Here is a 10595-nt window from a genome sequence, read left to right as displayed (position 1 = left end):
AATTACGATGTCTTCTTCGACAAAACAGTCGAGGTCGGCGGCGTCAAGGTGGCGCTGTTCGATGTCGGCGACGGCGGCAATCAATGCGGGCCGGCGACGGTGATCGTCTGGAAACCGGAAGGCGGCACGATCCAGAGCACCACGGTCGAGCAGGACCAGTGCGGCGCGCCGCCCTCGGCGGTGTCCGACAGCGCCATCTATTTCGTGCCCTACCTGTTGCCGGGAGATCAGAAGCCGGCTTTGCAATGGTCGCCGACCGACGGGCTGACGATTTCGGGCAATCTTACCTACATGCCGGAACCCGGAACGGACTGGAAAGACATCGATCCGGAAAAGTACCAGAACATCATCGACGCCTTCCACAATGAGGCCGTCTACACGGAAGCGGAAAAGCTGCTCGGCAAGGACATGCCCGACATGGCGACCAGCCTGCTGGTCGGCGGCGGCACCGAAAAGACCGCTTCGGGCGCCTTCTACGCCAGCGGCTGCGTGCCGCATGACTGCGGCGGCAATGACGGCTTCATGGCGGTCGACCCGGCCCAGCGCAAACTCTACTTCGCCCGCCGCGGCGACAATGGCCAGCCGCAGGCGTGGCCTGGTGTGGCGACATGGCCCGCGGATGTGAAGGCGGCGTTGGACAAGGCGCTGGGGGCGGCAAATTAAAGCTTTAGCGTTGCGCAGCACCCCCTCGCTTTCGTCATCCTATGGTCTGCGCCGCGTCGCTACGCTCCTTGCTCCGCCATAGGATGACGACGGAAGGGATGCTTCAACCAATCTCGGAGGTTCGCGCTTCGCTTCCGGGATAACAGTTTGCCTGGCTTGGCCCACGACCCGCGCCGTTCCGCCTGCTAATGCTGGCCGACAACCCAAGCAAGGCCCCTCATATGCGCAAACTCATCTCCACCGGTTCGCCGTTCGAAAAGACCGCCGGCTATTCGCGCGCCGTGGTGCAGGGCGACTGGTGCTTCGTCTCCGGCACCACCGGCTACGACTATGCGACGATGACGATGCCGGAAACGGTGGAGGCGCAGACGCGCAATTGCCTGGCGACGATCGGCAAGGCGCTGAAGGACGGCGGCTTCGAGATGGCTGACGTGGTGCGGGCGCATTACTACATCACCGACCAGGCCTTCGTGGATGTAGTCTTCCCGATCCTCGGCGAGACGTTCGGTGACATCAGGCCGGCAGCGACGATGATCGTCTGCCAGCTCAACAAACCGGAAATGAAGATCGAGATCGAGGTGACGGCGCTGCGGCGCACGGCCTGAAGGGCGACCGACGATGAAAGTCCAGCGCATCGTTGCCAATATCGAGACAGCGGATGTCGCGGCGGCGAAGCGTTTCTACCAGGATGTGCTCGGTCTCGACCTGCTGATGGACCTCGGCTGGATCGCGACCTACGGCTCGCAAGCAAAGATGGATGTCCAGGTCAGCTTCATGGCGCAAGGCGGCTCCGGCACGCCGGTGCCGGATCTCTCGATCGAGGTCGACGATGTCGATGCAGCGCTCGATGCCATGAAGGCGGCGGGCTTTGCCATCGAATACGGACCGGCCGACGAACCGTGGGGCGTGCGACGCTTCTACGTGCGCGATCCGTTCGGCCGGCTGGTCAACATTCTCTCGCATCAGTGATGACGTATGCCGGCGGGACAGCGCCCCCCTCTGGCCTGCCGGCCATCTCCCCCTCAAGGGGGGAGATTGGATGTCGCCTCGGCGTTCGCCAATCTCCACGTCAGAAAGAAGAGGCGAAACGATAATGCTGCCAATCTCCCCCTTGAGGGGGAGATGCCCGGCAGGGCAGAGGGGGGCGCTACGGATCACCAACGAATCGGGTTATCCGTGATCGCTGCGTTCCTGCTTGCATGCAACTCGCTTGGCGTTTAGCAAGGCCGCGGTTCAAATCTTTCCAGGACGGTTTCTCCATGGCAACGAAGCATCTTTTCCTGCTCCCCGGTGACGGCATCGGTCCTGAGGCCATGGCCGAGGTCAAGAAACTGATCGCGGTTATGAACGACAGGCTCGGCAGCGGTTTTGCCACCGATGAGGGGCTGGTCGGCGGCTGTGCCTATGACGTGCATGGCGCGGCGATCTCCGATGCCGACATGGAAAAGGCGATGGCGGCCGACGCGGTGCTGTTCGGCGCCGTCGGCGGTCCGAAATGGGATGCGGTGCCCTATGAGGTGCGCCCGGAAGCCGGCCTGCTGCGCCTGCGCAAGGACATGGAGCTATTCGCCAATCTGCGCCCGGCCATCTGCTATCCGGCGCTGGCGGCGTCCTCCTCGCTCAAGCAGGAGGTGGTCGAAGGTCTCGACATATTGATCGTGCGCGAGCTGACCGGTGGCGTCTATTTCGGCGAGCCCAAGCAGATCATCGATCTCGGCAACGGACAGAAGCGCGGCATCGACACGCAGGTCTACGACACGTTCGAGATCGAGCGCATTTCGGGCGTCGCCTTCGAACTCGCGCGCACCCGCAAGAACCACGTCACCTCGATGGAAAAGCGCAATGTGATGAAGTCGGGCGTGTTGTGGAACGAGGTCGTCACCCAGACCCACAAGGCGCGCTATTCCGACGTCAAGCTCGACCACATGCTGGCCGACGCCGGCGGCATGCAGCTGGTGCGCTGGCCAAAGCAGTTCGACGTCATCGTCACCGACAATCTGTTCGGCGATATGCTGTCCGATATCGCCGCTATGCTGACCGGCTCGATCGGCATGCTGCCGTCGGCCTCGCTCGGCGCGCCTGACGTGAAGACCAAGAAGCGCAAGGCGCTCTACGAGCCGGTGCACGGTTCGGCGCCCGACATTGCCGGCAAGGGCATTGCCAACCCGATCGCCATGATCGCCTCCTTCGCCATGTGCCTGCGCTATTCCTTCGGCATGGTCGATGAAGCCGACCGCGTCGAAGGCGCGATCGCCGCCGTGCTCGACGCAGGCCTGCGGACGAAAGACATCATGTCCGATGGCATGACCGAGGTCGGTACGGTTGAGATGGGCGACGCGATCATCGCCAAATTCCTGGGCTGATACCGTGACGGTCGACGTCCGCTGGGCGACGATCGAGGACGCGACGACGCTCGCGGCCATGTTTTGCGAGATGGCGGAACATTATCGGCAACCGCCTCTCAATGCCGACCGGGCCCTGTCTGCGGCACGAAAATGGCTTGGCGAGGAAAGCCCGGCCTATCCGCATTTCGCGCTCGCCTTCATCGAGGGCGAGGTCAGCGGCCTGGCGTCGGTGGCGATCGCGCATCCCGGTATCGATCTCGAGCGGCTGCTGTTCCTTAAGGACCTGTTCGTGCGCGACAAAGCCCGCAACGCTGGTGTCGGCCGGGCGCTGATCGGCTTTCTCGCCGATCATTGCCTGCGCGAAGGCATCGGCCGCATCGACCTGACCAGCGAGGACTGGAACGAAGGCGCGCAGCGTTTCTACGACCGACTTGGCGCAGAACGCCACGGCCAGAAGGTCTTTCTCAGGCTTTCGGGCGAGGCGCTGAAGGCGATCATCCCTAGACCCTGACGCCCGCCGGCACCGGTCCCCACTGGTTTTCGCGGGCCTGCGTCGGGATCAGCGCGAAGACCAGGATGATCAGGCTGCCGATGGTCGGGATCAGCACCACCAGATAAAGCCAGCCCGAGAGGCCGATGTCATGGATGCGGCGAACGGTCATGCCGAGGCTGGGCAGCAGTGTCGCCAGGACGAAGGTGCCGCAAAGGCCGACGGTTACCGCCGCCGATACGCTGCTGTCGAAATTGCCCATTTCATTGTCGGCGAAAAGACCGATGCCGCCGATGACAAGCAGCGAGACCACCCAGAACAGGAAATAACCCCAATATTCCTTGCGGCGGGCACGTCCGGCGAAATTGAAATAGTTCTGCGTCACGCCACGCCAGAAATAGCCCCAGAGATCGGTGGGCTCGGCCGGCCCGGGGGAACGGCCGAAATGCTGGGCCTGTGGCGCAGAAGCGGATGGTGCGTTACCGGCTTGAGTCGGCGCGGCGCTCGTACCAGCGTCGCCGGCCGGCGCAGCCGTCTCGGCGGCGATCAAAAAGACGTCGCGCGCCTGGCCGCCGCCCGCCTGGAATTCCACGCCCGCTTCCTTCCGCATAGTGGTTTCCCGGCGCAGGTTTTCGCGGGTGAAGGTGTAGCGGTTGCCGTCGGCTCCGGTGATGAAGCCGAAACCCTGGACTTCGTCATAGTGAAGCACTTTGCCGCGCATTTGCCACCCCCACTTGCCACGTCCCTGCCAAGGTGTGGCACATGGCCGAACCGATGGGCAAGACCGCATCGGGATGCGGCCGGCGTCATGCGGGCGGATGAGGCTCGTTGCCCGGTCTTACGAAGGCCGCTTCTTCGCCTTCTTGTGCTTGGGTGCACCAGAGGTGTCGAATTTCGGCTTGCCCGGCTTCTTCGCCCATGGCTTTGCATCATGCGGGGCAGTCGGGCGCTGATCGGCTGCTGCCGGTGCACGTTTTTCGAATTTGCGCTTCGGCGCGTTGGGATCGAACGGCGCCTTGCCGCGATGCGGCTTCTTGTCGGGGCTTGGCGGCTGATAGCCGGCGCGCGACAGATCGGGCGTACCGTCGAGCCGCTTCACCAGGATGTTGCCTTGCAGCTTCCGGTCGGGACCGATCGCGGCCAGGAAGCGGTCTGCCCAATCCGCCGCGATCTGCACGTAGGTCTCTTCCGGCTGCATCTTGATGGCGCCGATCTCTCGCTTCGAGATGCTGCCGGTGCGGCATAGCATCGGGATGAGCCAGCGCGGCTCGGCATTCTGCCGGCGCCCGATCGACAGAGAGAACCAGACGCTGTCGCCGAAATCGTCGCGGCGGCTGGGCGCCTCGTCGCGGCGCGCGAAACCTTCGCCCGCCGGTCTTTCACGCGACGGCGTGAAGGGCGCGATCTCCATGAGGTCCTCGGGGGCCGAGCGGCTGGCGCGGCACTGGCGCACGAAGGCAGCGGCCACCTGTTCGGCGCCATGCCTGGCGAGCAGTGCGTCGATGAAGGAGCGCTCGTCCTCCTTCACCGGCTCATCGAAAGCCGGATCGGCAAGGATGCGCTCGTCGTCGCGCCGCATCACGTCGTCGGCCGAGGGCGGGCTCGCCCATGTCGCCTTGAGGCCGGCGTTCTGCAACAGCCGTTCGGTGCGCTTGCGGGCGCTGTTGGGCACGATCAGCGCGCTGACGCCCTTGCGCCCGGCGCGGCCGGTGCGGCCGCTGCGGTGCAGCAGCGTTTCCGGGTTGGTCGGCAAATCGGCGTGGATGACCAGCTCAAGATTGGGCAGGTCGATGCCGCGCGCCGCGACATCGGTGGCGATACAGACTTTTGCGCGGCCGTCCCGCATCGCTTGCAGCGCATGGCTGCGCTCGTTCTGGCTGAGCTCGCCCGACAGGGCGACGACGGAGAAGTTGCGGTTGTTGAAGCGCGCGGTCAGATGATTGACGGCGGCACGCGTGTTGCAGAACACCAGCGCGTTCTTGGCTTCGTAATAGCGCAGCACATTGATGATGGCGTTCTCGCGGTCGGGCTGGGCGACGCTCAGCGCCCGATATTCGATGTCGAGATGCTGCTTCTCCTCGCCGGCGGCCGAAATGCGCACCGCATCGCGCTGATAGCCCTGGGCGAGCGTGGCGATCGAGCGCGGCACCGTGGCCGAGAACATCAGCGTCCGGCGTTCGGCCGGAGCGGCGTCGAGGATGAATTCGAGGTCTTCGCGAAAGCCGAGATCGAGCATCTCGTCGGCCTCGTCGAGCACCACCGCCTTCAGCGCCGACATGTCGAGCGAGCGCCGGGTGATGTGGTCGCGCAGCCGGCCGGGCGTGCCGACGACGATATGGGCGCCACGCTCCAGCACACGCCGCTCCGAGCGCATGTCCATGCCGCCGACGCAGGACGCCACGGTGGCGCCGGTCAGTTCGTAGAGCCATTCCAGTTCGCGCGTCACCTGCAAGGCGAGTTCGCGCGTCGGCGCCACCGCCAGCGCCAGCGGTGCGGCGGCGTGGCCGAAGCGCTCCGCGCCCTCAAGCAGGGTCGGCGCCAGAGCGAGGCCGAAGGCCACCGTCTTGCCGGAGCCGGTCTGCGCCGAAACCAGCGCATCGGCCTCGCCGAGCTCGGGCGCCACGACCGCCTTCTGGACGGGCGTCAGCTCGGAATAGCCGCGTTTCTCCAGCGCCCTGGCAAGCGCTGGAACAAGTGCTTCGAAGTTGGACATCTCACTCTTTCGGAATTTTAGGGTCCGCGCTCATCACGGAGCACATGCCGGGGCGGGCCTCGCGCCAGCCAAACAATCTTGGCCGTTCGTACTTCGCGCAGCCGCGATTGTACAGGGCGCGCGCAAAACCAGGCGCCGCTCGGCAATTGACTCTTGCCGCAAACCGCGTAAAAGCCGGCACCGAACGGGACAGTTTCGATGCGCGGCCTTTTGACGGCTCTTCCTGCATTCGATGCCCCCAGCCTCAATGCACATCATTGGGCCGGGCGCGTCGGCGCGTCTCCTCGTTTCAGCAAAACCGCATTCTTGGCCAAGAAAACTGGCAAAACCACCACCAAAACGGTGTGATTCCCTTGGCCTAACCACCCTCTCCCGGGTTCGGCCCGGGGGACGGAACCCGCAGCGGCCAGCGGGTTTCTCCAAAAACCAAGCGGAGAGGGACAGGAGATTTTTCGATGAGTTTCAAGGTAGCGATCGTCGGCGCCACGGGCAATGTGGGCCGGGAAATGCTCAACATATTGGAAGAGCGCGGCTTTCCGGTAAGCGAAGTCGTGGCGCTGGCGTCGCGGCGCAGCCAGGGCACGGAAGTGTCGTTCGGCGACCGCACGCTGAAGGTGAAGACGCTCGACCAGTATGATTTTTCCGACACCGACATCTGCATCATGTCGGCCGGCGGCAGCGTCTCCAAGGAATGGTCGCCGAAGATCGGCAAGCAGGGCTGCGTCGTCATCGATAATTCGTCGGCCTTCCGCTACGACCAGGACGTGCCGCTGATCGTGCCGGAAGTGAACCCGGACGCGATCTCGCTGTTCACGCGCAAGAACATCATCGCCAATCCGAACTGCTCGACGGCGCAGCTGGTGGTGGCATTGAAGCCACTGCACGATTTCGCCACCATCAAGCGCGTCGTCGTCGCCACCTATCAATCGGTGTCGGGCGCCGGCAAGGAAGGCATGGACGAACTCTTTACCCAGACCCGCGCGGTCTTCGTCGCCGATGGCGTCGAGGTCAAGAAGTTCACCAAGCGCATCGCCTTCAATGTCATCCCGCACATCGACGTCTTCCTCGACGACGGCTCCACCAAGGAAGAGTGGAAGATGGTCGCCGAGACCAAGAAGATGCTCGACCCCAAGATCAAGCTGACGGCGACCTGCGTGCGCGTGCCGGTGTTCATCGGCCACTCGGAAGCGGTCAACATCGAGTTCGAAAAGCCGATCACCGCCGACGACGCGCGGGATATCCTGCGTGAAGCCCCAGGCTGCCAGGTGTTGGACAAGCGAGAGGACGGAGGCTACATCACGCCGCTGGAATCGGCCGGCGAGGACGCCACCTTCATCTCGCGCATCCGCGAGGATTCGACCATCGACAACGGCCTGTCGATGTGGATCGTCTCCGACAATCTGCGCAAGGGCGCCGCACTCAACGCGGTGCAGATCGCCGAGCTTTTGGTCGAGCGCGGCCTGATCCAGCCGAAGAAGAAGGCGGCCTGACGGCTGATCTAGTTTTCGCTCACGGGCCGCACCGCCGCTAGCGCGGCTGGCCCGCGGTCGCGGGCTCGGCCCTCGGCCGGGATGCTGAAGGTTTGCGGAGCATTGATGAAGGCCAATCTCCCCCACGAGGGGGGAGATCGGCAGCTTCGCCGATGCGCTACACTCGGTTGTCCTCGGCCAGCCCGATCAGCAGCTTCAGTGCCTCCTCCGCCCTATCGGCGGGAACGAACAGATGGTCGTGATAAAAGGCCGAAACCGGGTTCACGCCCATGCCGGCGGCGGCCAGGCGCGTGGTGATGGCGGCGAGGAAGCCGACGGCTTCCAGCGACGAATGGATGTTCAGCGTCAGCATCCGGCAACGGAACGAAGCGGTCAGTGCCGCGGCGTTGGCCTCCTCCTCGGTCACGATCAGCGTCACACCCTCGCGCTCGCGAAACACCATCACCGGCTCAACGCCTTCCGGCTGAGGGACGCCGGGTGCCAGCGTGACGAAAACATAGGCGCCGGCGAGCAGCTCCGGTGTCATCGACGCCAGCAGTGTCTTGAGATCGGTTTCGCCGGCCATCTGTCTTCCCTCGCCTGCAAAAAACGGGCCGCAGCCCACGTGCTCTTCAATATCCGCGACCGGCGCGTGCCGATAGTCCAGGCGCTGCAAGGACGACATGGCGATGTCGCTGGCGGCTGGGCTTGCAGAGCTGTCGCATCGCACAATAGAGAAGCTGAGGGCCAGTGCCGGTCCGTGAAAGGCCTTCGATGATCGTTCGCCCGCGCCCCACATTCCTGCAGCTGTTCTTCATCATGCGCGGTTCGGTCGTGCCACGCATTCTGCCGCAAATATTGGGCTTCGCGCTTTATTCCGCGATCATCCTGGCCGCGGCGCGCCGGTTCCAGCTTGATTTCAGCGTCTTCAACATCACGCCTTTCGGCCTGGTCGGCGTGACATTGTCGATCTATCTCTCGTTCCGCAACAACGCCGCCTACGACCGTTGGTGGGAGGCGCGCAAGCTGTGGGGCGCGCTGGTCTTCGAAATGCGCAACCTGGCACGCGCCACCACCAGCCTCATCCCGGACCAGACTGAACAGCGCGCCTTGCTGATGGAAGCGCTCGCCTTCTGTCATTTCCTGCGCGGGCAGCTGCGCAAGATCGACAGCATGAAGGATGCCCGTGCCTTCATCGACGCCGAGGCGGACAAGGCAGCAGCCTTTTCCAATCCGGCGGATGAGATGGTCAGGCGCATGGGTCGGCGTGCCAATGCGCAGCGCCTGGCGGGCGACGTCGACACGGTCGGCTTTCGTATCCTCGATGAGAGGCTCGCGTCGATTGCCGCCATCCAGGCCGGCTGCGAGCGGATCGCCGGTACGCCCTTGCCGTTCGCCTACACGCTGCTGGTGCATCGCACGGCCTATATCGTCTGCCTGCTGCTGCCGATCGGCCTGATCTCGACCACCGGTTGGGCGACGCCGCTGTTCACCGCGCTGATCGCCTACACTTTCTTCGGCCTCGACGCGCTGTCGGAAGAGCTCGAGGATCCGTTCGGCACCGAAGCCAACGACCTCGCTCTCGACAGCCTCTGCCGTGTCTGCGAAATCTCGGTGTTCGAGGCGCTTGGCGAAACGCCGCCGAAGATGATCCCGGCGGAAAAGTTCTATTTTTCGTAGGCAAAGGCGCGCGGGCTTAGCGGGATTAAAAGAATCCGCCCCGCTGTCGGATCGCCGCTCCATGCCACGTCCTTGGTTCGACCCCAGCAAGAAGGGGATAGAGCCATCAGGAGGGACCATCATGAGCATTTCCGAAACCGCGCCCGTCTCGCCGGGCGCTTTGTGGACCGGCCGCGCGCTCAGCGGCGTCATCGTGCTGTTCATGATCTTCGACGGCGCCATCAAGCTGCCGCCGCTCGATATCGTCATCCAGACGATGGTGCCGCTTGGCTGGCCGGCCGATCCGAATGTCGCCCGCATGCTTGGTGTCATCGGCCTGATCTCGACCGCTCTCTATGCGCTGCCGCGCACCTCGGTGCTCGGCGCCATCCTGCTCACCGCCTATATGGGCGGCGCCATCGCCACCAATGTCCGCGTCGACAACCCGCTGTTCTCGCACATTCTGTTCGGCGTCTATCTCGGCATTATCCTGTGGGGTGGCCTGTATCTGCGCGATCCCAGGCTCCGCGCGCTGATCCCGTTCAGCCGTTAGATCCGGATCGAAGCACCGCTTTCGGCTCGAAGCCTGAACCCTTTGCCGGGCAATATCTCAGGGATCGAATCGTCGAGTTGCGAGTTAGAGATTCGCCCGGCGGCGGAGGCGGCTCCTATCGGAGAGGAACGACGATGAAGAAAACGATGCTTTTGATGGCGCTGCTGGTGCCGCTCGCCGCTTGTTCGCAAACGGAAAAAGGCGCGGCCGTAGGCGGCCTCGGTGGCGCTGCCGTCGGTGCGGCCGTCGCCGGCGATCCGGTTGAAGGCGCCGTCGTCGGTGGTGCTGTCGGCGCTGTTGCCGGCGCGCTGATCGGCCGGGCGAGCGAGCGTGGCGAATGCCGCTACCGCGATAGCCGTGGCCGCGTCTATATTGACCGCTGCCCGCGCGGCTATTGACCGGGCGGCTTTTACAGACAGGGTCGAATGAAAAAACGGCGGGCACATGGCCCGCCGTTTTCCTGGATGCGATAGAGCAAATACTTATTCGGCGGTTGCGGCTTCCGCCTCGGCCGGTGCAGCCGCGGCGGCGGCAACGGCAGCAGCGGCATCTTCCTGCGCCTTCTTCAGAAGAGCAGCGCGTTCCTGCGCCTTCTTGCCCGGCTCGGCCTTCTTCGGGTTGGAACGGGCGTCGCGCTTGACGAGGCCGGCCTCGTCGAGGAAGCGCAGCACGCGGTCGGTCGGCTGGGCGCCATGCGCCAGCC

Annotated in this window: 13 protein-coding genes and 1 pseudogene; 10 read left to right on the top strand and 4 right to left on the bottom strand. The window is 64.2% G+C overall.

The window, feature by feature from the left end; translation table 11 throughout:
- The 5 genes from EN991_RS10200 to EN991_RS10175 form a co-directional block, all read left to right on the top strand.
- Positions 1–663: hypothetical protein (locus EN991_RS10200; RefSeq protein WP_127368684.1), on the top strand; the 663-nt coding region annotated here is incomplete at its 5' end.
- 221 nt (positions 664–884) lie between these two features.
- Complete coding sequence (locus EN991_RS10195; RefSeq protein WP_024504044.1) at positions 885–1268, top strand: RidA family protein; 384 nt, start codon at positions 885–887, stop codon at positions 1266–1268.
- A gap of 13 nt (positions 1269–1281) precedes the next feature.
- Positions 1282–1632, top strand: a complete 351-nt coding sequence (locus EN991_RS10190; RefSeq protein ID WP_127368683.1) for a VOC family protein — start codon at positions 1282–1284, stop codon at positions 1630–1632.
- A gap of 290 nt (positions 1633–1922) precedes the next feature.
- Positions 1923–3026 (top strand): 3-isopropylmalate dehydrogenase, encoded by a 1104-nt coding sequence (gene leuB, locus EN991_RS10180; protein ID WP_127368682.1) that lies wholly within the window; start codon positions 1923–1925, stop codon positions 3024–3026.
- Positions 3027–3030: 4 nt separating this feature from the next.
- Entirely contained in the window at positions 3031–3519 is a 489-nt protein-coding gene (locus EN991_RS10175; RefSeq protein ID WP_127365615.1) for a GNAT family N-acetyltransferase, read from the top strand.
- On the opposite strand, the gene EN991_RS10170 is transcribed toward EN991_RS10175, so the two are convergent.
- Both EN991_RS10170 and EN991_RS10165 read right to left on the bottom strand, forming a co-directional pair.
- The gene (locus tag EN991_RS10170; RefSeq protein ID WP_127365614.1) at positions 3509–4219 is read right to left on the bottom strand and encodes a DUF805 domain-containing protein; all 711 of its coding nucleotides are present in this window, start codon (positions 4217–4219) and stop codon (positions 3509–3511) included. The genes EN991_RS10175 and EN991_RS10170 overlap by 11 nt on opposite strands.
- A gap of 117 nt (positions 4220–4336) precedes the next feature.
- Positions 4337–6211, bottom strand: a complete 1875-nt coding sequence (locus EN991_RS10165; protein WP_063169562.1) for a DEAD/DEAH box helicase — start codon at positions 6209–6211, stop codon at positions 4337–4339.
- A 198-nt stretch (positions 6212–6409) separates the two neighbouring features.
- Between EN991_RS10165 and EN991_RS39840 the strand changes: the two genes are divergently transcribed.
- Both EN991_RS39840 and EN991_RS10160 read left to right on the top strand, forming a co-directional pair.
- The gene (locus EN991_RS39840; RefSeq protein ID WP_164753489.1) at positions 6410–6559 is read left to right on the top strand and encodes a hypothetical protein; all 150 of its coding nucleotides are present in this window, start codon (positions 6410–6412) and stop codon (positions 6557–6559) included.
- 107 nt (positions 6560–6666) lie between these two features.
- The gene (locus EN991_RS10160; RefSeq protein WP_013528795.1) at positions 6667–7701 is read left to right on the top strand and encodes an aspartate-semialdehyde dehydrogenase; all 1035 of its coding nucleotides are present in this window, start codon (positions 6667–6669) and stop codon (positions 7699–7701) included.
- A 157-nt stretch (positions 7702–7858) separates the two neighbouring features.
- Here the strand turns inward: EN991_RS10160 and EN991_RS10155 are convergent, their stop codons facing one another.
- Positions 7859–8266: an ACT domain-containing protein gene (locus EN991_RS10155; protein ID WP_013528796.1), complete on the bottom strand. Its 408-nt coding sequence runs from the start codon at positions 8264–8266 to the stop codon at positions 7859–7861.
- Positions 8267–8454: 188 nt separating this feature from the next.
- On the opposite strand from EN991_RS10155, the gene EN991_RS10150 reads away from it, so the two are divergent.
- From EN991_RS10150 to EN991_RS10140, 3 genes are all read left to right on the top strand, one after another.
- Positions 8455–9360 carry a bestrophin family ion channel gene (locus EN991_RS10150; RefSeq protein ID WP_127368681.1) on the top strand — a complete coding sequence of 302 codons (906 nt, stop codon included), beginning with the start codon at positions 8455–8457 and terminating at the stop codon, positions 9358–9360.
- A 121-nt stretch (positions 9361–9481) separates the two neighbouring features.
- Positions 9482–9892, top strand: coding sequence for a DoxX family protein (locus tag EN991_RS10145; RefSeq protein ID WP_027162877.1), 411 nt, complete (start codon positions 9482–9484; stop codon positions 9890–9892).
- Between the two features lie 134 nt (positions 9893–10026).
- Complete coding sequence (locus EN991_RS10140) at positions 10027–10290, top strand: glycine zipper domain-containing protein (RefSeq protein WP_013528799.1); 264 nt, start codon at positions 10027–10029, stop codon at positions 10288–10290.
- A gap of 84 nt (positions 10291–10374) precedes the next feature.
- Here the strand turns inward: EN991_RS10140 and EN991_RS10135 are convergent.
- A pseudogene (locus EN991_RS10135) lies at positions 10375–10595 on the bottom strand (30S ribosomal protein S16); the annotation flags it as partial.

Origin of the sequence: Mesorhizobium sp. M7A.F.Ca.US.005.03.2.1 (assembly GCF_003997795.1) — a bacterium.
Classification (GTDB): Bacteria; Pseudomonadota; Alphaproteobacteria; order Rhizobiales; family Rhizobiaceae; genus Mesorhizobium; species Mesorhizobium ciceri.
This window is presented reverse-complemented; position numbering and strand designations above follow the sequence as displayed.

What these genes read in the sequence shown, in the direction of transcription:
- EN991_RS10195 (WP_024504044.1), top strand. Translation starts at nt 885, where the DNA reads ATGCGCAAACTCATCTCCACCGGTTCGCCGTTCGAAAAGACCGCCGGC.
- EN991_RS10190 (WP_127368683.1), top strand. Translation starts at nt 1,282, where the DNA reads ATGAAAGTCCAGCGCATCGTTGCCAATATCGAGACAGCGGATGTCGCG.
- leuB (WP_127368682.1), top strand. Translation starts at nt 1,923, where the DNA reads ATGGCAACGAAGCATCTTTTCCTGCTCCCCGGTGACGGCATCGGTCCT.
- EN991_RS10170 (WP_127365614.1), bottom strand. Translation starts at nt 4,219, where the DNA reads ATGCGCGGCAAAGTGCTTCACTATGACGAAGTCCAGGGTTTCGGCTTC.
- EN991_RS10165 (WP_063169562.1), bottom strand. Translation starts at nt 6,211, where the DNA reads ATGTCCAACTTCGAAGCACTTGTTCCAGCGCTTGCCAGGGCGCTGGAG.
- EN991_RS39840 (WP_164753489.1), top strand. Translation starts at nt 6,410, where the DNA reads ATGCGCGGCCTTTTGACGGCTCTTCCTGCATTCGATGCCCCCAGCCTC.
- EN991_RS10160 (WP_013528795.1), top strand. Translation starts at nt 6,667, where the DNA reads ATGAGTTTCAAGGTAGCGATCGTCGGCGCCACGGGCAATGTGGGCCGG.
- EN991_RS10155 (WP_013528796.1), bottom strand. Translation starts at nt 8,266, where the DNA reads ATGGCCGGCGAAACCGATCTCAAGACACTGCTGGCGTCGATGACACCG.
- EN991_RS10150 (WP_127368681.1), top strand. Translation starts at nt 8,455, where the DNA reads ATGATCGTTCGCCCGCGCCCCACATTCCTGCAGCTGTTCTTCATCATG.
- EN991_RS10145 (WP_027162877.1), top strand. Translation starts at nt 9,482, where the DNA reads ATGAGCATTTCCGAAACCGCGCCCGTCTCGCCGGGCGCTTTGTGGACC.
- EN991_RS10140 (WP_013528799.1), top strand. Translation starts at nt 10,027, where the DNA reads ATGAAGAAAACGATGCTTTTGATGGCGCTGCTGGTGCCGCTCGCCGCT.